The sequence below is a fragment of the Streptomyces sp. NPDC028305 genome, from assembly GCF_055569495.1.
In genome coordinates, this window is record NZ_JBVHTN010000015.1 from 110966 (window position 1) to 133310 (window position 22345).

Here is a 22345-nt window from a genome sequence, read left to right on the forward strand (position 1 = left end):
CGAGTCACCCGGATGTCAAGGCTCGAAGTGGCAACAACCCCATGGCATCGCGATGTTACGGGAATGTCACGATGAAGTGGGTGCACCCGCAGCCGCGTTGGACCTCAGGGGACCTCCGAGGAATCTTTTGGGTGCCACTCTTGCGCCACCCCACCCCCCGACTTAACCTCAGCGCAATATCGAAGCGCTTCGACCATCGGTCGCACGGCGGGTACGCCACGAAGGGTTGACGCAATGCCGAACTCCCAGGCTTCGGCCTCCACTTCCACTCCGAGCCGGAGAACCGTCCTGTCTTCCGCGGCCGTCGCCGCGGTGGCCGTCGCGGGAGGGGTCCCGCTGCTGTCCGCGTGCTCCACCGAGGAGAGCACCGGCAAGGGCGGCACGACATCCGGCAAGGATCTGAAGAAGCTGCTGCCGACCTATGCGGCCTCCCGGGTGGCGAAGCCGGACATCCCCGGCGTGAACGGCTCGAGCCCCGGATTCACCCAGGCCAAGCCCGCCGCCGAGCTGGTCGCCTCCGTCAAGGGCAAGCCGGGCCACGGCGGCAGCTACACCGTCTTCGAACCGCTGTGGGGCACCCCGCCGTCCAAGGACAGCGCCTACTACAAGGCCGTCAACGAGGCCCTCGGCGCGAAGATCACCTTCCAGCCGCAGGACGGCAACACCTACGGAGAGAAGCTCAGCGCCGTCCTGGCCTCCGGGGACATCGCGGACATCGTGATGATCCCGCAGTGGGAGATGGGCGGAAAGCTGATGGGCGCGATCAGCGCCAAGTTCGCCGACCTGGGCCCGTATCTGTCCGGCGACAAGGTCAAGAAGTACCCCAACCTCGCCGCCATCCCCACCGCCGCCTGGCAGATGTCGGTCTTCGGCGGCAAGCTCCGCGGTCTGCCCATGCCCGCCCGCCCGCTCAGCGGTGTGATCCCCTTCTACCGGGAGGACATCTTCAAGAAGGAGGGCTACGAGGTCCCCAAGAGCGCCGATGAATTCCTCGCCCTCGCCAAGGAGATCACCCGGCCCAAGAGCAAGGTGTGGGCGTGCGAGGACATGTGGTGGTCGGCGCAGATCATCTTCGGCTGCCCCGGGGAGAAGCCGTTCTACTGGGTGGAGAAGGACGGCAAGCTCGTCCACAAGGTCGAGCTGGACAACTATCTCGAGGCCCTGGAGTGGTGCCGCAAGCTCTTCAAGAGCGGCTATGTCCACCCCGACGCGGTCGCGGGCAAGGCCAACGACTCGCTCACCCGCTTCACCTCCGGCCAGTCGCTCATCATGAACGACGGCGACGCCAAGTGGTACGGCGCCACCTTCGAACAGGCCGAGCCCAACCCCGGCTTCAAGATCCAGGGGATGGACTACTTCGGCGCCGACGGCGGCGACCCCACCCTCTACCTGGGCCCGCCTGCCGCGATCTGGTCCTTCCTCAACAAGAAGCTCTCCAAGGAACAGATCGAGGAGATCCTGGCCGTCGCCAACTACATCGCCGCGCCCTACGGCACCAAGGAGCAGCGCCTGATCGACTACGGCGTCGAGGGCGTGCACCACACCATGAAGCACGGCGCCCCGGTCAAGAACTCCAAGGGCGTCACCGAGGTCCAGGACACCTACCGCTTCATCGTCTCGCCCGAGGCCACCGTCGCGTACCCGGACTTCCCGCAGATGGTGAAGGACTACTGCGGCTGGATGCAGCGCATGGGCAAGTTCGCCAAGAAGCCCCTCTTCTACGGCATGCAGATCCAGGAGCCCAACCGCTACGCCTCCCTCTACACCCCCTTCGAGGACCTGGCCAAGGACGTCGTACGCGGCCGCAAGTCCATCCGCGACGCGCAGAGCGCCATCAGCGACTGGCGCAGCGGTGGCGGCGACAAGCTCCGCGACTGGTACGCCGAGATCCTCGACAAGAACGGCAGCGGCGCCTGATGGCACTGGACACCGGAAGCCGGGCCGGTGAACCGCGCCGCGCGAGATCCGCGCGGCGCGGCGGCTCCGGCGGCCCCGACGACTCCGTCGCGTCCGCCCCGCCGCCCGCCGTGCCGGACGGCGGCATCCGGTGGTGGCAGCGGCTGCGCCGGGACCGCACCCTGCTGCTGATGGTGGCGCCCGCCGTCGGCCTGCTCGCGCTGTTCAACTACGTCCCGCTGATCTGGACCACGGTCGCCTTCAAGGACTACGACCCGTTCACCCAGGGCCTGTGGACCAGCCCCTGGGTCGGCCTCGACAACTTCACCCTCCTCTTCGAGGACAACCGCTTCTGGGACGCCTTCGCCAACACCCTCGGCATCACCTTCATCCAGCTGGTGCTCTTCTTCCCGGTCACCATCGGGCTCGCGCTGCTGGTGAACAGCGTGCTCAGCACCCGGATCCGCGGGCTGGTGCAGTCGATCCTCTACCTGCCGCACTTCTTCTCCTGGGTGCTGGTCATCACGGTCTTCCAGCAGATGCTCGGCGGGGCCGGGCTGCTCGCCCAGCAGCTGCGCCACCACGGCTACGAGGGCTTCGACCTGATGACCGACCCCGGGGTCTTCAAGTTCCTGGTCACCGCGCAGCTGGTGTGGAAGGACGGCGGCTGGGGCGTCATCGTCTTCCTCGCCGCTCTCTCCGCCGTCAGCCAGGACCTGTACGAGGCCGCGGCCGTGGACGGGGCCAACCGCTGGCGGCGGATGTGGCATGTGACGCTGCCCGCGCTGCGCCCGGTGATCGCCCTGCTGCTGGTGCTGCGCGTCGGTGACTCGCTCACCGTGGGCTTCGAGCAGATCCTGCTCCAGCGCGACGCGGTGGGGCCGGGCGCCTCCGAGGTGTTCGACACCTATGTGTGGTGGGTCGGTATCGCCAACACCGACTACGGGATCGCCGCCGCGGGCGGCCTGATCAAGGGCGTCTTCAGCCTGGTGCTCGTCCTGATCGCCAACAAGATCGCCCATATGCTCGGCGAGCAGGGGGTTTACCAGAAATGACGGTGATCGCGCAGAACGCGCCCGCGCCGCCCGCTGCGGCCGTGCGGCAGCGCCGCGACAGCAGACGCCCGGTGTGGGAGGAGGAGCCGGGCAAGGCCGGCCAGGGGCTCAAGGGCGCCACCCTGGTCGCGGTGTGCCTGGCGATCCTCGGGCCGCTGTGGGTGGTCGTCGTCACCAGCCTCTCCGACCAGAAGGCCATCACCGAGGCCGGCGGGCTGGTCATCGTGCCCAAGACGATCACCTTCCGCGCCTACTCCGAGCTGCTCGGCGGCGGCACGGTCACCCGCGCGGCGATCGTCAGCCTCGCCCTGACGGCCGTGGGCACGGTGATCAGTACGGTGGTCTCGATCCTGTGCGCGTACGGCCTGTCGCGCCGCGGGTCCTTCCTCCACCGGCCGATCCTGATGGTGCTGCTGGTCACCATGTTCTTCAACGCCGGTCTGATCCCGACCTATCTGCTGGTCACCGGGGTCGGCCTGGAGGGCAGCTACTGGTCGATGATCCTGCCCAGCGCCATCTCGGTCTTCAACATCCTGGTGCTGCGCTCCTTCTTCCAGACCACCGCGCCCGAGCTGATCGACAGCGCCCGGATCGACGGCGCGGGGGAGTGGCGGATCCTGCTCCAGATCGTGATGCCGCTCTCCAAGGCGGTCATCGCGGTCGTCTCCCTCTTCTACGCGGTCGGCTACTGGAGCCAGTGGTTCAACGCGATGCTCTACCTCAACGACCAGAACATGTGGCCGCTCCAGATGATCCTGCGCCAGCTCGTCATCAAGCAGCAGGCGCCCCAGGGCATGTCCCAGATGATCTCCAGCAGCCAGATCCCGGGCCTGGCGGTGCAGATGGCCGTCATGGTCCTCGCCCTGATCCCCGTCGTGGTCCTCTACCCGTTCGTCCAGAAGCACTTCACCAAGGGCATGCTCACCGGCGCCGTCAAGGGCTAGCCCGCAGCCGACCAGAGGCGAGAGCGAGAGCGAGTGCGAGAGCGAGTGCGATGCCCGAGCTGAGCGATGTCACCCGCGGCCGCATCCTCTACGGCGGCGACTACAACCCCGAGCAGTGGCCGCGGAGCGTCTGGCGCGAGGACGTACGGCTGATGCGCGAGGCCCGGGTCACCACCGCCACTGTCGGGGTGTTCTCCTGGGCCAGGCTGGAACCCCGCCCCGGCGCCCGCGACTTCGGCTGGCTCGACGAGGCGCTCGACCTGCTCCACGAGGGCGGCATCGAGGTGTGCCTGGCCACCCCCACCGCCTCCCCGCCGCCGTGGCTGGGCGCCCGCCACCCCGAGACCCTGCCGCGCGACGAGAACGGCGCCACCGTCTGGTACGGCTCGCGCAACCAGTTCTGCGCCTCCTCCCCGCTCTACCGCGAGTACGCGCTGCGCATCACCGAGGACCTGGCGGACCGCTACGGCGGCCATCCGGCGGTGCGCAGGTGGCACGTCGGCAACGAATACTCCACCCACTGCTGGTGCGACACCACCGCCGGCCACTTCCGCCGCTGGCTGCACGCCCGGTACGGCGGACTCGACGCGCTGAACGAGGCGTGGGCCACGGCCTTCTGGAGCCAGCGCTACGACTCGTGGGAGGAGATCATTCCGCCCCGTCGCGCCCAGTATCTGACCAACCCCGCCCAGGCGCTGGACTTCCGCCGCTTCACCAGCGACGCCCTGCTGGAGTGCTTCACCGCCGAGCGCGACGTGCTGGCCGCCCGCACCCCGCACATCCCGGTCACCACCAACTTCATGTCGATGTTCATCGGCCAGGACGGCTGGGCGTGGGCGGCCGAGGAGGACGTCGTCTCCGTCGACCTCTATCCCGACCCCAAGGACCCGCACGCCGCCGCCTACGGGGCGATGGTCCAGGACCTCACCCGCTCCCAGGCCGGCGGCCCCTGGGTGCTCATGGAGCAGGCGGCGGGCCCGGTCAACTGGCGCGGCGTCAACCACCCCAAGCCGCCCGGGCTGATGCGTCTGTGGTCGCTCCAGGCCGTCGCCCGCGGCGCGGACGGCGTCTGCTTCTTCCAGTGGCGGCAGTCGCGGCAGGGCAGCGAGAAGTTCCACTCCGGGATGGTCCCGCACGCGGGCGAGCACAGCCGCACCTTCCAGCAGGTGCGGGGGCTCGGCGCCGAGCTGCGCCTGCTCGACGGGGTCGTCGGCCGCGGCGTCCCCGCCCGCGTCGCGCTCCTGCACGACTGGCACGCCTGGTGGGCCACCGTCCAGGACGGCCGGCCCTCCGCCCGGCTCGACTACCCCCAGGTGGTACGCGCCTGGCACCAGGCCCTGTGGGAGGAGAACCTCACCACCGACTTCGCCCACCCGCACGCCGACCTCGGCGACTACGCCCTGGTCGCCGTCCCCCATCTGTATCTGCTCACCGACGAGGCGCTGGACAACCTGACCGGCTATGTTCGCGGCGGTGGCACGCTGGTCTGCGGCTTCTTCACCGGCGTCGCCGACGAGCACGACCGGGTCCGCCCGGGCGGCGTCGACCGGCGCCTGCGCGACCTCCTCGGCATCCGCACGGTCCACGAGTGGTGGCCGCTGGACGAGGGCGAGACCCTCACCGCCCACGGCCCCTCCTGGCCGGCCGGTTTCACCGTCACCCTCTGGTCCGAGGACCTGGAGCCCTCCACCGCCGAGACCATCGCCCGGATCAAGGGCGGCGAGCTCGACGGCGGGCCCGCCGTCACCCGCAACCGCCACGGCGCCGGCACCGCCTGGTACGTCTCCACCCTGCCCGAACCGGCCGCGCTGCGCGCGCTGCTGGCCCGCGCCGCCGGCGAGGCGGGGCTGCGGCCACCGCTGTCCGGCATCCCCGACGGCGTGGAGGCCGTGGCCCGCGGCGACCACCTGTTCCTCCTCAACCACGGCCGCACCCCCGCGGCCGTCCCCCTCCCGTCCGCGCGGACCGACCTGCTCACCGGCCGCGTGTACGACACACAGGTCCATCTCGACCGCTATGCGGCCGTGGTCCTGACTCCGCTCGAATCCCCCCCACCCGAAGGGAGCAGCACCGTGCACCGAGCCGCCCGAAAGCTCTTCCTGACCCCGCTGTTCGCGCTTCTCGCGCTCATCGGCTTCGCCGCCGCCCCCGCCCACGCCGCCACCTGGTCCTCCTCGGACCAGTGGGGCAACTGGTCCACCGGCGGCTACACGCTCTACAACAACATCTGGGGCTCCGGCGCCGGAGCCCAGACCATCTGGGCCAACTCGTACAGCGACTGGGGTGTGTGGGCCAACCACCCCAACACCGGGGGCATCAAGTCCTACCCCAACGCCAAGCGGGTCGTCGGCAAGAAGGTCAGCGCCATAGGCAGCCTGAACAGCAGCTACAACGTCACCGTGCCGTCCTCGGGCGCGTACAACACCTCGTACGACATCTGGGACACCAACTACGACTACGAGATCATGCTCTGGATGAACAAGACCGGCCCGGTCGGTCCGCTCGGCACCTCCCAGGGCAGCCTCACCCTCGGCGGCCACAGCTGGACCGTCTACAAGGGCAGCAACGGCGCCAATGAGGTCTTCTCCTTCATCCGCACCTCAAACTCCAATTCCGGCTCCGTGGACATCAAGGCCATCGTGAACTGGATCAAGAACACCAAGGGCTGGTTCGGCGATGTGACCATCGGCGACGTCCAGTTCGGCTACGAGATCACCTCCTCGGCCGGCGGTCTGGACTTCAAGACCAACAGCTTCGGCGTCTCCTTCAGCTGATCGCGCCCCCGGCCGACCGTGTGCCGCCGCTCCCCGGGGCGGCGGCACCCGTCGTACCCCTCCGGTTGTGGCCCCGGCGCCCGCGCGTACTCCCCGGGTTGCGGGGCGGGCACGCTCGTTCCGCCGTGCGGAGGAAGGACCCGTACGCGAGGCGGCCCTAGGCTGAAGGGCATGGTCCTCCTCGGCTCTTTCGCCCGTCTCCGGCCGCCGCGCGGCCGGTGGGCGGACGCGGCTCTGGTCGGTGGCGTCTTCGTGCTGGCGGCCGTCGGCGGCGCGGGGCCGTTCGTCGGCGAGCGCGAGGAGCCCTGGCCGGTCACCGTCTTCGGCCTGGGGATGACCGCCGCCGCCAGCGGCGCGCTCTGGTTCCGCCGCCGCCGACCCGTGGCCGTCGCCCTCGGCGTGCTGGCCGCCACCGTCGCGTACTACCTCATCAGCGTCCACGACGGTCCCCTCCTCGTCGCGTTCGTGGTCGCGCTGTACGCGGTCGCGGCCGAGGGGCTGCTGCGGGCGGCCGTCGCCCTCGCCGCGCTCTGCGTCGTCGCCGTCGGTGTCGGCATACTGGCGGGCAACGAGGACGTCGACGGGATCGCCCTCTTCATGCTCACCGGCTGGCTGGTCGCGGTGGTCGCGCTCGGCTGGGTGCGCCACAGCCGCCAGGCGTACGTCCACGAGGTGGAGCAGCGCGCGGCCGGTGAGGAGCGGCTGCGCATCGCCCGGGAGCTGCACGACGTCGTCGGCCACCACATCTCCCTCATCAGCGTCCAGTCCGCGGCCGCCCTGCACCGGATCGAGAAGGACCCGGCACAGGCCGAGACCGCCCTCGCCGCGATCAAGGCCTCCAGCCGCGAGGCGCTGCGCGAGCTGCGGGCGACCCTCGGGGTGCTGCGGCAGGTCGACGAGGATGCGCCCACGGCGCCGCCGCCGGGCCTGGCCCGGATCGGTGAACTCGTCGCGTCGGCGCGGTCGGCCGGGTTCGATGTGCGCACGCACACCACCGGCGAGCCGGAGCCGCTGCCCACCGAAGTGGAGCTGGCCGCCTACCGCATCGTCCAGGAATCGCTCACCAACGTGACCCGGCACTCCCGGGCCACCGCCGTCACCGTCCATGTCTCACACGCGCCCCGCGAGGTCCGGATCGAGATCACCGACAACGGACGGGGCCCGGCCCGCACCGTGTCCGGCAGCGGCATCAGCGGCATGCGCGAGCGCGCACGCGCGCTGGGCGGCGAACTGGCCACAGGCGGCGGCCCGGACGGCGGATTCGCCGTACGCGCCCGGCTGCCGCACGGGAACGGAGCGTCCCCGCAGTCATGATCACAGCCATGATCAAGGTCTTGCTCGCGGACGACCAGCGGCTGGTGCGGGCCGGGTTCCGCTCGATCCTCGAGGACGAGGACGACATCACGGTGGTGGCCGAGGCGGGCGACGGCGACGAGGCCGTCGCGGCCTGCCGCGAGACGCGCCCCGACGTGGCGCTGCTGGACATCCGGATGCCCGGGACCGACGGCCTTCAGGCGGCCCGGCGGATCACCGCCGACCCCCGCCTGGAGGGCGTCAAGGTGGTCATCCTGACCACCTTCGACCTGGACGACTACATCTACGGCGCGCTGCGCGCCGGCGCCACCGGCTTCCTGGTCAAGGACACCGAACCGGAGGAGCTGATCCACGCTGTACGGGTGGCGCACCGCGGCGACGCGCTGATCAGCCCCTCCGTCACACGGCGGCTCATCGCGGAGTTCGCCGGACGGGTCCGGGCCCCCGAGCCCGGCCCCAGGCTGCGCGCCCTCACCGACCGCGAGCGGGAGGTGATGGGGCTGGTGGCCGCCGGGCTGACGAACGACGAGATCGCCGCCCGGCTGGTGCTCAGCCCGGCCACCGCCAAGACCCACGTCAGCCGCATCATGACCAAGCTGGCCGTCCGGGACCGCTCCCAACTGGTGGTGCTGGCCTACGAGTCGGGCATGGTCAGCCCCCGCTGGCTGACGAGCTAGGCGCCCCCGCCCCTCCATGCGACCGGGGGAGTACGCCGGCGGGGCGCCCGACAACCGCTGGGGTACCGCGGGTGTCCGCCGGGGGCCGACGCCCCGGGGCGCACCGCGCCCGGATGCTGCGGGGTATGAGGGCATCCCGCATCTTCGCGAAGGCCGCGGACACGGTCGTCGGTCTGCTGGTCGGCGCCGCCGCGGGCTTTCTCCTGACGGGGGCCGCGGGTGCCTTCTCCTCCTTCGTCCTCGGCCGCCCGCTGCGCGCGGACGGCACCGGCGCGGCGCGGGCCGTGCTCCTCGCCGTGCCGGCGGTGTGCGCCGCGCTCGGCGCCGCCGTCGCGGCCCGCCGGGCCGGCCGGGGACCCGATCGGCAGAACCGAGGTTGATCATCATGTCTCCGCCGCGCGACACGACCGCGACCACCGGGCCCACCGAGCCCGCCGCGGGCCGGCCCCCGGGCAGCACGGGCACCTTCGGGCGCCTCGCCGCCTGGTCCCAGAACCACCGCTGGGGCGCCCTGCTGCTGTGGATCCTCGTGGTGGCCGCGATCACCGCCGGATCGCTGGCGGCAGGCAGCGCGTACCGCAACGACTTCGCCCTGCCGGGCACCGACTCGCAGACCGCCACCGATCTGCTGACCGAGCACGGCTCCCGGCAGGCGGGGGACAGCGTGCAGATCGTCTTCAAGGACGAGGGCGGGCTGCGCGCCGAGCGCGGTGCCATCGAGAAGACCCTCGACCGGGTCCGCGCCCTGCCCTCCGTCACCGAGGTGCGCGGCCCGTACGCGGACGCCTCCGCACTCTCCCGGGACGGCACCGTCGGTTACGCCACCGTCACCCTTGACGGCAAGGCGGAGGAGGTGCCCAAGGGGGACGTCACCCGGATCATCGACACCGCCAAGGCCGCCGGGAAACAGGGCCTGGAGGTCGCGCTCGGCGGTGAGGCGGTGCGCGGCGCCGAGGAGGAGGAGGGCGGCGCCGCGGAGGGCGCGGGCATGCTCGCGGCGCTGGTCATCCTCGTCCTGCTGTTCGGCTCGCTGGTGGCGGCGGCGCTGCCGCTGATCACCGCGGTGTTCGCGGTGGGCGGCGCCATCGGTCTGATCGCCCTGGCCTCACACCTGTTCACGGTCGCCGACTTCACCCCGCCCGTCATGATGCTCGTCGGGCTCGGGGTGGGCGTGGACTACGCGCTCCTGATCTTCTACCGCTACCGGCATGAACTCATCCGCGGCGCCGACCGGCACACCGCCACCCGGACCGCGCTGGACGCCGCCGGCCGTACGGTCTTCTTCGCCGGCTGCACCGTCATCATCGCGCTGCTCGGCCTGGTCGCCCTGGGTCTTGGCGCGCTTCAGGGCGTGGCGCTCGCCGTCGCGCTGACCGTGCTCGTCACCATGGCGGCCTCCCTGGTCCTGCTGCCCGCGCTGCTGGCCGTGCTCGGCGGGCGCGTCCAGCGCCAGGTGCTGCGGCGCGCCGACCGGGCCCGGGCCAAGGGGAAGGAGGAGGGCCGGCGCTGGCGGGCCCTGGCCGCCGCCGTGCAACGGCGCCCGCTGCCCGCGCTGCTGGCCGCCGTCGTCGCGCTGCTCGCGCTGTCCGCTCCGGCCCTGACCCTGCGCCTGGGCTTCGCCGACGCGGGCACCGACCCGACCACCTCGACCAGCCGCCGGGCCTACGACCTGCTCGCCGAGGGCTTCGGGCCAGGGTTCAACGGACCCTTGGTCGTGGTGAGTCGCGGCGACGCGGCGGCCGCCCGGGAGCTGCGGACCACGCTCGCCCGTACGGACGGCATCGCCGCCACCACACCGCCGCTGCCCTCCGAGGACGGCGCCGTCTCCACGGTCCTGGCTTTTCCCCGCACCTCCCCGCAGGACGAGGGCACCGCCGACCTCGTCCACACGCTGCGCGACCGCGTCCTGCCCGGGCTCGGTGAACGCACCGGCGCCGACTACCTGGTGGGCGGGTCCACGGCCGCCGCACAGGACTTCGCCGACTCCGTGGCCGACCGGATGCCGCTGTTCGTCGCCGTCGTCGTCGGCCTCTCCGCGCTGCTGCTCATGGTGGTCTTCCGCTCCCTGCTGATCCCGCTGAAGGCCGCGCTGCTCAACCTGCTGTCCATATCCGCCGCGCTGGGCGTGATCACGCTCGTCTTCCAGCACGGCTGGTTCGGGGCACAGCCCGGCCCGGTCGAGGCGTTCATCCCCGTGATGATCTTCGCGATCGTCTTCGGCCTCTCCATGGACTACGAGGTGTTCCTCGTCTCCCGCATCCACGAGGAGTGGGAGCGGACGAAGGACCACTCCCACGCGGTCCGCGAGGGCCTGGCGGCCACCGGCAAGGTGATCACGGCGGCGGCCGCCATCATGATCGTGGTGTTCGCCGCCTTCGTGCTCAGCCCGAGCCGCATGCTCCAGCAGTTCGGGCTGGGGCTCGCGGTGGCCGTCCTGCTGGACGCGGTGGTCATCCGCTGTCTGATCGTGCCGGCCGTCATGCGGCTGCTCGGCAGGCACGCCTGGTGGCTGCCCGCGCCCCTCGCCCGCCGGCTGCCGAAGGTGGCGCTGGAACGCCCAGACGCTGATGAGGCGACCTGAGGCGACCTGAGGCGATCTGAGGCGACCTGAGGCGACCTGAGGCGGGCGGGGGAGGGCGGGGCCGACGACGGACCGTCAGGGCTCCCGCACCGGCAGCCGCGCGCCGTCCCGCAGGAACAGCGGGATCCGGTCCAGCGGGGCGGGCACCGTCACCCTGGTGCCGCCCTCCCAGCTCTCGCCCGTCCAGGCGTCCGTCCAGCGCGCCCCCGCCGGGAGATGGACGGTCCGCTCGGTCGCGCCCGGCTCCAGGACCGGGGCGACCAGCAGGTCGGGGCCCAGCAGATAGGCGTCCGCGACGCCCCAGGCCGCCTCGTCCCCGGGGAACTCCAGGAACAGCGGGCGCATGGGCGGCAGCCCCTCCTCATGGGCGGTGCGCATCTGCGCCAGCACATACGGCTTCAGCCGCTCCCGCAGCCGCAGATACGCGCCGAGGATCCGCTCGGCCTCCTCGCCGTACGACCACACCTCGTTCGGGCCGCCGGTCATCCCGGGCCCGAGCGGCAGCCCCGGGTCGCGGAAGCCGTGCAGCCGCATGATCGGCGACAGCGCGCCGAACTGGAACCAGCGGATCAGCACCTCGCGGAACGCCGGGTCGTCCGGGTCCCCGCCGTGGAAGCCGCCGATGTCGGTGTTCCACCACGGGATGCCGGAGAGGGCGACGTTCAGACCGGCGGCGATCTGCCGGCGCAGCGTCGGGAAGTCCGTGCCGATGTCGCCGGACCACAGGGCGGCCCCGTAGCGCTGGCTGCCCGCCCACGCCGAGCGGTTGAGCGTCACCACCTCCTCCTCGCCCGCCGCGCGCAGACCCTCGTGGAACGCCCGGGCGTTCTCGCGCGGGTAGAGGTTGCCGACCTCCAGGCCCGGCCCCGCGTGGTAGCGCAGATTCGCCGGGTAGCCGGGCTTGATCTCCGGCTCGCAGGCGTCCAGCCAGAAGGCGTGGATCCCGTACGGCTCCAGGTAGTTCTCCCGCACCCGCGACCACACGAACTCCCGGGCCTCCGGGTGGGTCGCGTCGTAGAAGGCCACGTCGATCCGCTCGCCCGCGCGCACATCGGGCCAGTCGGCGTGCGCCGTGGGCCCGTACTCGGTGCCGACGAGGAATCCCCGCTGCTCCAGCGTGTCGTGGTTCTCGCTCAGCGGGGAGACCGAAGGCCACACCGAGACCACCAGCTTGATGCCCAGGTCGGCCAGTTCCCGCGTCATCGCGGCCGGGTCGGGCCACGCGGCCGGGTCGAACTTCCAGTCGCCCAGGCGCGTCCAGTGGAAGAAGTCGCAGACGATCGCGTCGATCGGCAGCCCGCGCCGCTTGTGCTCGCGGGCCACGGTCAGCAGCTCCTCCTGATCGCGGTAGCGCAGCTTGCACTGCCAGAAGCCCGCCGCCCACTCCGGCATCATCGGCGCGCGTCCGGTCGCCTCGGCGTAGCGGCGCTGCGCGGCCGCCGGGTCCCCGGCCGTGATCCAGTAGTCGATCTGGCGGGCGCTGTCGGCGACCCAGCGGGTGCCGGTCGCGGCCAGCTCGACCCGCCCGATGGCCGGGTTGTTCCACAGCAGGGTGTAGCCGCGGCTGGAGGTGAGGACCGGGATCGTCACCTCGGCGTTGCGCTGCACCAGGTCGATCACGGCGCCCTTCTGGTCCAGCAGACCGTGCTGGTGCTGGCCGAGGCCGTAGAGCCGCTCGCCCTCGTACGCCTTGAAGCGCTGCTCGATGCGGTGGTAGCCGTTGCCCGTGGCGGTGCGCAGCCGCGGCCCCGGCCACCAGAAGTGCGCGCGCTCCTCGGCGAGCAGCTCCCGGCCGCCTTCGGTGGTCTCGAACCGGATCATGCCGTCCGCGGTGATCCGGGCGGTGATCGCGCCGCAGGTCAGCGATGCCTCCCCGGCTCCGATCGCGATGCTCGGGACCGCCTTCGGCGGGTCGTCGAGGAGCGCGCCGGGCAGGTTCTCGAGCAGCGGCCCGCCGAGCCGGGCGCGGACCCGGACCGCGTCGGGTCCCCACGGCTCCAGACGTACGGTCTCCTGCCGCCCGGACCACTCCAGCGCGCCGTCGCGTTCGCTGAAGGTGCCGACGGTGACGGAGGACTGGGCGAGCGACGCTGAGGTGGTGGCCGGCGGCGATGGGTTCATCGGGGCGCTCCTCGGGTTGCGGCGGTGGACGTACGGGAGGTGAGAGCTTTACTGGCGTATCGCTTCGGGGACGTACGGCTCGGAGACGCTGCGAGGGCGGGACTTCGGGGACTTCGGGGGCTTCGGCGGGAGCGGGGGCTTCGGCGGGAGCGGGGCCGGGTCAGGGCGCGGCGGCAGGCGCCGGGCCCGAGCTCGCCCTTACGGTCAACTCGGGTGCCAGCAAGGTCACTTCGTCCGTGCCGTGCCCCTCCAGCTTGGCCACCACCAGATCCACCGCGCGCCGCCCCATCTCCTGCGCGGGGATCGCGACCGAGGTCAGCCGCACCGAGGCCTGGGTGGCCACCTGGTCGGGGCAGATCGCCAGTACCGAGATGTCCTCGGGGACCGCGCGGCCCTGCTGGCGCAGCAGGCTCAGCAGCGGGTCGATGGCGGCCTCGTTCTGCACCACGAAGCCGGTGGTGCCCGGCCGCTCGTCGAAGATCCGGGCCAGCGCCCCGGCCATCGACTCGTAACTGCCCTCGCAGGGGCGGTGCAGCAGGCGCAGGCCCAGCTCGTGGGCGCGGCCGCGCAGCCCCTCCAGCGTCCGTACCGCGAAGCCGGTGTGGCGCTCGTACACCGCCGCCGCCTCGCCGACCACGGCGATCTCGCGGTGGCCGAGCCCGGCCAGATGGTCGGCGCACAGCGCGCCGGTCGCCGTGAAGTCGAGGTCGACGCAGGTCAGTCCGACGGTGTCGGCGGGCAGCCCGATCAGCACGGTGGGCTGGCGGGCGTCCCGCAGCAGCGGCAGCCGCTCGTCCTCCAGCTCCACATCCATCAGGATCATGGCGTCGGCGAGCCCGCTGCCGGTGACCCGGCGCACGGCCGCCGGACCCTCCTCGCCGGTCAGCAGCAGCACGTCATAGCCGTGCGTGCGGGCGGCGGTGGCCACCGCGATGGCGATCTCCATCATGACGGGCACATACATATCGGTCCGCAGCGGCACCATCAGCGCGATGATGTTGGAGCGGCTGCTGGCGAGGGCGCGGGCGCCGGCGTTCGGGTGGTAGCCGAGCTCCTTGATGCTCTGCTCGACCCGCTCGCGGGTGGGGGCCGAGATCGAGCGCTTGCCGCTGAGCACATAGCTCACCGTGCTGGCGGAGACTCCGGCGTGCCGGGCGACCTCGGCGAGGGTGACCATGCGGACTCCGTCCGGATCATTGAAGCGCTTCGACTGAATTGCCGAACGGCTCTTTGCTGGCTGCGCGGATCGACAGTAGACCCGTCCACGTTCAGTGTCCAGATAGTCGAAGCGCTTCAACTGCCCCTTTTTCCGCCGTACTCCGCCGTCTGGTGCCGCACACTTTGCCGCCTCGCCCGACCGGAGGCACACTGGCACCGTACGTGCCGGTAATGTCACGAGATAGCCCATTTCGCGGCAAGGGAGCACCGATGACCGCATCATCCGTCAGGCCGGTGTCCGAGCGCGAGGCGCGCCGGGTCGCCGAGGCAGCCCGCGAGCAGGTTTGGCACAAGCCGAGCTTCGCCAAGGAACTGTTCCTCGGCCGCTTCCGGCTCGATCTGATCCACCCCCACCCCGCCTCCGCCCCGGACGATGTGCGGCGCGGTGAGAAGTTCCTCGAGAAGCTGCGCGAGTTCTGCGAGACGAGCATCGACTCCGCCCGCATCGAGCGCGAGGCCATGATCCCCGACGAGACCGTCCAGGGCCTCAAGGAGATCGGCGCGCTCGGCATGAAGATCGACCCCAAGTACGGCGGAGCCGGCCTCACCCAGGTCTACTACAACAAGGCACTGGCCCTGGTCAGCTCGGTGAGCCCGGCCATCGGCGCGCTGCTCTCCGCCCACCAGTCGATCGGTGTGCCGCAGCCGCTCAAGCTGTTCGGCACCCAGGAGCAGAAGGACGCCTTCCTGCCCCGCTGCGCGCGTACCGACATCTCGGCGTTCCTGCTCACCGAGCCGGATGTGGGTTCCGACCCGGCCCGGCTGGCCACCACCGCCGTGCCCGACGGGGACCACTACATCCTCGACGGAGTGAAGCTGTGGACGACCAACGGCGTGGTCGCCGACCTCCTCGTGGTCATGGCCCGCGTCCCCGCGTCCGAGGGCCACAAGGGCGGCATCACCGCCTTCGTCGTCGAGACGGCCTCCGCGGGCGTCACCGTCGAGAACCGCAACGCCTTCATGGGCCTGCGCGGCCTGGAGAACGGAGTGACCCGCTTCCACCGGGTCCGGGTCCCCGCCGCCAACCGCATCGGCCCGGAGGGTGCCGGGCTCAAGATCGCCCTGACCACGCTCAACACCGGCCGGCTCTCGCTGCCCGCGATGTGCGCGGGCTCCGGGAAGTGGTGTCTGAAGATCGCCCGTGAGTGGTCCGCGGCCCGCGAGCAGTGGGGCAAGCCGATCGCCCGCCACGAGGCCGTCGGCACCAAGATCTCCTTCATCGCGGCGACCACCTTCGCCCTGGAGGCCGTCATCGACCTCGCCTCCCAGATGGCCGACGAGGACCGCAACGACATCCGTATCGAGGCGGCGCTGGCCAAGCTCTACGGCAGCGAGATGGCCTGGCTGATGGCCGACGAGCTGGTCCAGATCCGCGGCGGCCGCGGCTTCGAGACCGCCGCCTCGCTCGCCGCCCGCGGCGAGCGGGCCGTCCCGGCCGAGCAGATGCTCCGCGACCTGCGCATCAACCGCATCTTCGAGGGCTCGACGGAGATCATGCACCTGCTGATCGCCCGCGAGGCCGTGGACGCCCATCTGTCCGTGGCGGGCGACCTCATCGACCCGGACAAGTCCCTGTCCGACAAGGGCAGGGCGGCCGCCAAGGCCGGCGGCTTCTACGCCCGCTGGCTGCCGGGCCTGGTCACCGGCGCCGGCCAGCTCCCGCGCGCGTACGCCGAGTTCCACCCGCCGCGCCACCGCGACCTCTCCCCGCACCTGCGCTATGTCGAGCGCTCGGCGCGCAAGCTCGCCCGCTCCACCTTCTACGCCATGTCCCGCTGGCAGGGCCGGATGGAGACCAAGCAGGGCTTCCTCGGCCGGATCGTCGACATCGGCGCGGAGCTGTTCGCCATGAGCGCCGCCTGCGTACGGGCGGAGATGCTGCGCACCACGGGCGACCACGGCGTCGAGGCGTACCAGCTGGCCGACGTCTTCTGCCGGCAGGCGCGAATCCGCGCCGAGGAGCTCTTCTCCCGGCTGTGGACCAACACCGACGAGCTCGACCGCAAGGTCGTCTCGGGCGTCCTGGCGGGCTCGTACGCCTGGCTGGAGGAAGGCGTGCTCGACCCCAGCGGCGACGGCCCCTGGATCGCCGACGCCACGCCGGGCCCGCCCACCAAGGAAAACGTCCACAGACGCGTCTGACCCGGCGGCCCCGGGCCCGTAGTTGCGCCCGGGTCCCCCATCCGGGCGCAACCATCAATTGAGCGACCCTCACGGCGAGCAACCAGGCCCGCGAGAGCGGCGCCGGTTTAGGCGCAGAGAGGGGCTAGGGCAACAATGGGGCAATGACGGATTCCCTCGCTGACCCGCACCTCCGCTTTCCGGCGGCCACCGCCGCCACCGGAGGCCCGCGCGACGTCGTGATCCTCGGCTCCACCGGATCGGTGGGCACCCAGGCCATCGACGTGGTGCTGCGCAACCCCGACCGCTTCCGGGTGACCGGGCTGTCCGCCGCCGGCGGGCGGGCGGGGCTGCTCGCCGAGCAGGCCCACCGGCTCGGGGTGCGGACCGTCGCGGTGGCCCGGCCGGAGGCCGTGCCCGAGGTGCGCGAGGCGCTGGCCGCGCTGTACGGGGCGGGGGAGCGGCAGCCGGAGGTCGTGGCGGGGCCCGACGCGGCCACCGAGCTGGCCCGCTCCGAGTGCGACACCGTGCTCAACGGCATCACCGGCTCCATCGGCCTGGCGCCCACCCTCGCCGCCCTCGAGGCGGGCCGGGTGCTCGCGCTGGCCAACAAGGAGTCGCTGATCGTCGGCGGCCCGCTGGTCAAGGCCCTGGCCAAGCCCGGGCAGATCGTGCCGGTCGACTCCGAGCACTCCGCCCTCTTCCAGGCGCTGCTCGGCGGCACCCGGCAGGAGGTCCGCAAGCTGGTGGTGACCGCGTCCGGCGGGCCGTTCCGGGGGCGTACGAAGCAGGAGCTGACCGAGGTCACGCCCGAGCAGGCGCTGGCCCACCCCACCTGGGACATGGGCCCGGTGATCACAATCAACTCCGCGACCCTGGTCAACAAGGGGCTGGAGGTCATCGAGGCGCATCTGCTCTACGACATTCCCTTCGACCGGATTGAGGTTGTGGTCCACCCGCAGTCGTATATCCACTCGATGGTCGAGTTCATTGACGGTTCCACGCTGGCGCAGGCGAGTCCGCCCGATATGCGGATGCCGATCGCGCTCGGTCTCGGCTGGCCGGACCGGGTGCCGGACGCCGCGCCCGGCTGCGACTGGACCAAGGCGCACACCTGGGAATTCTTCCCGCTGGACAACGACGCGTTTCCCTCGATCGGCCTCTCCCGCCACGTCGGAGCGCTCGGCGGCACCGTGCCGGCCGTCTTCAACGCGGCGAACGAGGAGTGCGTGGACGCCTTTCTCGCCCGGAAGCTGCCCTTCAACGGAATCGTCGATACGGTCGCCCAAGTGGTGGCCGAACACGGCACCCCCTCTGCGGGAACCCGGCTCACGGTGGAGGACGTCCTCCAGGCCGAGGAGTGGGCCCGCGCCCGCGCCCGTGAACTCGCCGCCCGCTCGGCGAACGCGACACCGGAGGCTCACGCATGACGACACTGATGATGACCATTCTCGGCATCGTCGTATTCGTCCTCGGACTGCTCTTCTCGATCGCCTGGCACGAGCTCGGCCATCTCTCCACGGCCAAGCTCTTCGGTATCCGGGTGCCGCAGTACATGGTCGGCTTCGGCCCGACGATCTTCTCCCGGAAGAAGGGGGAGACGGAGTACGGAGTCAAGGCGGTCCCGCTCGGCGGCTATATCCGCATGATCGGGATGTTCCCGCCCGGTGACGACGGGAAGATAACCGCGCGCTCCACCTCGCCGTGGCGCAGCATGATCGAGGACGCCCGGTCGGCCGCGTACGAGGAGCTGAAGCCCGGCGACGAGACCCGGATGTTCTACACGCGCAAGCCGTGGAAGCGCGTGATCGTGATGTTCGCCGGTCCGTTCATGAATCTGGTGCTCGCCGTGGTGATCTTCCTCGGCGTGATGATGAGCTTCGGCGTCAACACCCAGACCACCACCGTGGGCACCGTCCAGAAGTGCGTGGTTCCGGCCTCGTCCTCGACCGACAAGTGCCCCAAGGCCGCCAAGGACTCCCCGGCCAACGCCGCGGGGCTGCGGTCCCGCGACAAGATCGTCGCCTTCAACGGCGAGCCGACCTCGGACTGGAGCAGCCTCCAGCAGCACATTCGCAAGACCATCGGCCCCGCGACGATCACCGTCGAGCGCGACGGCGCCCGCAAGGATCTGCACGCGGTGCTCATCAAGAACCAGGTCGCCAAGTCGGACGGGAACGGCGGCTATGTGGAGGGGCAGTACGTCTCCGCGGGCTTCCTCGGCTTCACCCCGGCCAGCGGCGTGGTCAAGCAGTCCTTCGGCCAGTCGGTGGACCGCATGGGCAACATGGTCGAGGACGGCATCGACTCGCTGATCGCCCTGCCCTCGAAGATTCCCGACCTGTGGAACGCGGCCTTCGGTGACGGTGAGCGCAAGGCCGACTCCCCGATGGGCGTCGTCGGCGCGGCGAGGGTCGGCGGGGAGGTCGCCAACCTGGACATCCCGGCCTCCCAGCGGGTCGCCACCATGCTGTTCCTGGTGGCCGGCTTCAACCTCTCGCTCTTCCTGTTCAACATGCTGCCGCTGCTGCCGCTGGACGGCGGGCACATCGCGGGCGCGATCTGGGAGGGCGTGCGGCGACACACCGCCCGGCTGGTCCGCCGGCCCGACCCGGGGCCGTTCGACGTGGCCAAGATGATGCCGGTCGCCTATGTGATCGCCGGAGTGTTCATCTGCTTCACCCTGTTGGTCTTGGTGGCCGATGTGGTGAATCCAGTGAAAATTTCCTGATGATGAGAAATGCCCCGAAGTTCACCATTTGATGGACTTCGGGGCCGGAATGTGCTTGGCCCGGGCGTGGTGCCGTAACCTCGGACACCGGAGCCCGCCGATCTCGGGACCTTCATTCATGACCTTGGGGTTGCTCGCCAGATGACAGCCATTTCGCTGGGAATGCCGTCCGTTCCGATCAAGCTCGCCGACCGCAGAGTCAGCCGGAAGATCCAGGTCGGATCCGTGGCGGTGGGCGGGGACGCGCCGGTGTCGGTGCAGTCCATGACGACGACGGTGACCGCCGACATCGGGGCGACGCTTCAGCAGATCGCGGAGCTGACGGCCTCGGGGTGCCAGATCGTGCGGGTGGCCTGTCCGTCGCAGGACGACGCGGACGCGCTGCCGGTGATCGCGAAGAAGTCGCAGATCCCGGTGATCGCGGATATTCATTTCCAGCCGAAGTACGTATTCGCCGCGATCGACGCCGGGTGTGCGGCGGTGCGGGTGAATCCGGGGAACATCCGGCAGTTCGACGACAAGGTCAAGGAGATCGCGAAGGCCGCGTCGGAGGCGGGGGTGCCGATCCGGATCGGCGTGAACGCGGGGTCGCTGGACAAGCGGCTGCTGGCGAAGTACGGCAAGGCCACGCCCGAGGCGCTGGTGGAGTCCGCGCTGTGGGAGTGCTCGCTGTTCGAGGAGCACGGGTTCCGGGACATCAAGATCTCGGTGAAGCACAACGACCCGGTGGTGATGGTCAACGCGTACCGGCAGCTGGCGGCGCAGTGCGACTACCCGCTGCACCTCGGCGTCACCGAGGCCGGCCCCGCGTTCCAGGGGACGATCAAGTCGGCGGTCGCGTTCGGCGCGCTGCTGAGCGAGGGGATCGGGGACACCATCCGGGTGTCGCTGTCGGCGCCTCCCGTGGAGGAGATCAAGGTCGGCATCCAGATCCTGGAGTCGCTGAATCTGCGGCAGCGGCGGCTGGAGATCGTGTCGTGCCCGTCGTGCGGCCGCGCGCAGGTGGATGTGTACAAGCTGGCGGACGAGGTCACGGCCGGCCTGGACGGCATGGAGGTGCCGCTGCGGGTCGCCGTGATGGGGTGTGTGGTCAACGGCCCCGGTGAGGCGCGCGAGGCGGATCTCGGCGTGGCCTCGGGCAACGGCAAGGGCCAGATCTTCGTCAAGGGCGAGGTGATCAAGACGGTGCCCGAGTCGAAGATCGTGGAGACCCTGATCGACGAGGCCATGAAGATCGCCGAGCAGATGGAGAAGGACGGCGTCGCCTCCGGCGAGCCCCAGGTCTCCGTCACCGGCTGACCCCCGCTCCCACCGCCCGCGCGCACCACGGCCCCGCCGGTGAACGCGGGCGGTGGTCGGCGTGTCCCCCGGGGTACAGTGCGGAGAATCGAATCTTCTGGCCCTCGGCCGCAACCGGTGAGGCAATCCGACACGTGCTGACGACGTCCACCACCAGGGTGCTCGAGCCCCATGAGCTCGGCGCGGCCCTCGCGGTCCTGGACCGCGACCCGGTCTCCAACGCCTTCGTCGCCGCCCGGGTCCAGGTCGCCGGCCTCGACCCGTGGCGGCTCGGCGGCGAGATGTGGGGCTGGTACACCGGTGGCCGGCTCGAATCGCTCTGCTACGCCGGGGCCAACCTCGTCCCCATCTGCGCCACCCCTGAGGCCGTACGCGGCTTCGCCGAGCGCGCCCGCCGGGCGGGCCGCCGCTGCTCCTCCATCGTCGGCCCCGCCGACACCACCGCGGAGCTCTGGTCGCTGCTCGAGCCCACCTGGGGCCCGGCCCGCGACGTCCGCGCCCACCAGCCGCTCATGGCCACCACCGCCATGCCCGCGAACATCCCGCCCGACCCGCTGGTGCGCCGCGTCCGCAGGGACGAAATGGATGTGATCATGCCGGCGTGCGTGGCGATGTTCACCGAAGAGGTCGGCGTCTCGCCGCTCGCCGGCGACGGCGGGCTGCTCTACCAGGCCCGGGTCGCCGAGCTCGTCGCCACCGGCCGGTCCTTCGCCCGCATCGAGAACGGCCGGGTGGTCTTCAAGGCCGAGATCGGCGCCGCCACCCACCACGCCTGCCAGATCCAGGGCGTCTGGGTCGCCCCCGAATACCGCGGCCGCGGGCTCTCCGAGACCGGCATGGCCGCCGTCCTGCACTATGCGCTGAGCGAGGTCGCGCCAGTCGTCAGCCTGTACGTCAACGACTTCAACACGGCGGCCCGCGCCGCCTACCGCCGCGTCGGCTTCCAGGAGGTCGGCGCGTTCATGAGCGTGCTGTTCTGAACGAGTGTGCCGTTCTGAACTGATCGACGGCCCAGTAGGGTGCCGCCCATGCTGCATCTACCTGGCGAAGGGCCACCCGACCCGCACGGCGTCGTCGTCGGGCCGCTCGATCTCGCCGCGCGCGTGGACGAGGCCCTCGCCGTGCAGGCGGTCGCCTTCGGGCTCACCGTCGAGGAGATCGGCGTACGGCGCCACATCGTGCTGCGCCATCTCACCAGCCCCGGTGCCCGCGCGCTGGGCGCCACCACCCGCTCCGGACACCTCGTCGGCTTCGTCTACGGCATGCCCAACGACCGCACGCACTGGTGGTCCACCGTCGTCGAGCCGTATCTGCGCGACACCGGCCACGAGGGCTGGCTGGACGACTCCTTCGTCATCACCGAGCTGCATGTCCACCCCGACTACCAGCAGCACGGCATCGGCCGGTCACTGATCACCACCATCACCGACGGATCGCTCCAGCCGCGCTCCATCCTCTCCGCGATCGACGTCGAGAGCCCGGCCCGCCACCTCTACCGCGCCCTCGGCTACCGCGACCTCGCCCGCCCGGTGCTCTTCCCGAGCGCGCCGACCCCCTACGCGGTCATGGGCGCCCCGCTCCCGCTGCGCCGCTGACGCCGCCCCGGCGTTCATT

Annotated in this window: 15 protein-coding genes and 2 pseudogenes; 15 read left to right on the plus strand and 2 right to left on the minus strand. The window is 71.1% G+C overall.

Going from position 1 to position 22345, the window contains the following annotated elements; translation table 11 throughout:
* The first annotated feature begins 234 nt into the window (after positions 1 to 234).
* The 9 genes and pseudogenes from ACZ4WQ_RS45720 (at position 235) to ACZ4WQ_RS45760 (ending at position 11241) form a co-directional block, all read left to right on the plus strand.
* Positions 235 to 1917, plus strand: coding sequence for an extracellular solute-binding protein (locus ACZ4WQ_RS45720; protein WP_398377007.1), 1683 nt, complete (start codon positions 235 to 237; stop codon positions 1915 to 1917).
* A complete protein-coding gene (locus ACZ4WQ_RS45725) occupies positions 1917 to 2951 on the plus strand; it encodes an ABC transporter permease (protein ID WP_398377006.1) in 1035 nt (344 codons plus the stop codon). Before ACZ4WQ_RS45720 ends, ACZ4WQ_RS45725 begins: the two co-directional genes overlap by 1 nt.
* Positions 2948 to 3895: a carbohydrate ABC transporter permease gene (locus tag ACZ4WQ_RS45730; RefSeq protein ID WP_398377005.1), complete on the plus strand. Its 948-nt coding sequence runs from the start codon at positions 2948 to 2950 to the stop codon at positions 3893 to 3895. Before ACZ4WQ_RS45725 ends, ACZ4WQ_RS45730 begins: the two co-directional genes overlap by 4 nt.
* 50 nt (positions 3896 to 3945) lie before the next feature.
* Positions 3946 to 5934 (plus strand): annotated as a pseudogene (locus tag ACZ4WQ_RS45735) (beta-galactosidase); the annotation flags it as partial.
* Between the two features lie 99 nt (positions 5935 to 6033).
* A pseudogene (locus tag ACZ4WQ_RS45740) lies at positions 6034 to 6669 on the plus strand (GH12 family glycosyl hydrolase domain-containing protein); the annotation flags it as partial.
* Positions 6670 to 6840: 171 nt separating this feature from the next.
* Positions 6841 to 7983, plus strand: a complete 1143-nt coding sequence (locus ACZ4WQ_RS45745; protein WP_398377003.1) for a sensor histidine kinase — start codon at positions 6841 to 6843, stop codon at positions 7981 to 7983.
* Between the two features lie 8 nt (positions 7984 to 7991).
* On the plus strand, positions 7992 to 8660 hold the full coding sequence (locus ACZ4WQ_RS45750; protein ID WP_311727744.1) for a response regulator transcription factor: 669 nt from the start codon (positions 7992 to 7994) through the stop codon (positions 8658 to 8660).
* A gap of 125 nt (positions 8661 to 8785) precedes the next feature.
* Positions 8786 to 9040 (plus strand): hypothetical protein, encoded by a 255-nt coding sequence (locus ACZ4WQ_RS45755; RefSeq protein ID WP_311727743.1) that lies wholly within the window; start codon positions 8786 to 8788, stop codon positions 9038 to 9040.
* Positions 9041 to 9045: 5 nt separating this feature from the next.
* A complete protein-coding gene (locus tag ACZ4WQ_RS45760) occupies positions 9046 to 11241 on the plus strand; it encodes an MMPL family transporter (RefSeq protein WP_358847630.1) in 2196 nt (731 codons plus the stop codon).
* A gap of 75 nt (positions 11242 to 11316) precedes the next feature.
* Here ACZ4WQ_RS45760 and ACZ4WQ_RS45765 read toward each other — a convergent pair whose 3' ends face one another.
* Both ACZ4WQ_RS45765 and ACZ4WQ_RS45770 read right to left on the minus strand, forming a co-directional pair.
* A complete protein-coding gene (locus ACZ4WQ_RS45765) occupies positions 11317 to 13362 on the minus strand; it encodes a glycoside hydrolase family 31 protein (RefSeq protein WP_398377000.1) in 2046 nt (681 codons plus the stop codon).
* 160 nt (positions 13363 to 13522) lie between these two features.
* The gene (locus ACZ4WQ_RS45770) at positions 13523 to 14539 is read right to left on the minus strand and encodes a LacI family DNA-binding transcriptional regulator (protein ID WP_398376998.1); all 1017 of its coding nucleotides are present in this window, start codon (positions 14537 to 14539) and stop codon (positions 13523 to 13525) included.
* Between the two features lie 251 nt (positions 14540 to 14790).
* Here ACZ4WQ_RS45770 and ACZ4WQ_RS45775 point away from each other — a divergent pair, with 251 nt between their 5' ends.
* The 6 genes from ACZ4WQ_RS45775 (at position 14791) to ACZ4WQ_RS45800 (ending at position 22326) form a co-directional block, all read left to right on the plus strand.
* Positions 14791 to 16722 (plus strand): acyl-CoA dehydrogenase family protein, encoded by a 1932-nt coding sequence (locus tag ACZ4WQ_RS45775; RefSeq protein ID WP_311727739.1) that lies wholly within the window; start codon positions 14791 to 14793, stop codon positions 16720 to 16722.
* A 143-nt stretch (positions 16723 to 16865) separates the two neighbouring features.
* Positions 16866 to 18131, plus strand: a complete 1266-nt coding sequence (dxr, locus tag ACZ4WQ_RS45780; RefSeq protein ID WP_311727738.1) for a 1-deoxy-D-xylulose-5-phosphate reductoisomerase — start codon at positions 16866 to 16868, stop codon at positions 18129 to 18131.
* Positions 18128 to 19432 carry a M50 family metallopeptidase gene (locus ACZ4WQ_RS45785; RefSeq protein ID WP_398376996.1) on the plus strand — a complete coding sequence of 435 codons (1305 nt, stop codon included), beginning with the start codon at positions 18128 to 18130 and terminating at the stop codon, positions 19430 to 19432. Before dxr ends, ACZ4WQ_RS45785 begins: the two co-directional genes overlap by 4 nt.
* Before the next feature lie 141 nt (positions 19433 to 19573).
* Positions 19574 to 20731: a flavodoxin-dependent (E)-4-hydroxy-3-methylbut-2-enyl-diphosphate synthase gene (ispG, locus tag ACZ4WQ_RS45790; protein ID WP_311727736.1), complete on the plus strand. Its 1158-nt coding sequence runs from the start codon at positions 19574 to 19576 to the stop codon at positions 20729 to 20731.
* Between the two features lie 134 nt (positions 20732 to 20865).
* Positions 20866 to 21711: a GNAT family N-acetyltransferase gene (locus ACZ4WQ_RS45795; RefSeq protein WP_311727735.1), complete on the plus strand. Its 846-nt coding sequence runs from the start codon at positions 20866 to 20868 to the stop codon at positions 21709 to 21711.
* A 48-nt stretch (positions 21712 to 21759) separates the two neighbouring features.
* Entirely contained in the window at positions 21760 to 22326 is a 567-nt protein-coding gene (locus ACZ4WQ_RS45800; RefSeq protein ID WP_311727734.1) for a GNAT family N-acetyltransferase, read from the plus strand.
* The last annotated feature ends 19 nt before the right edge of the window (positions 22327 to 22345 follow it).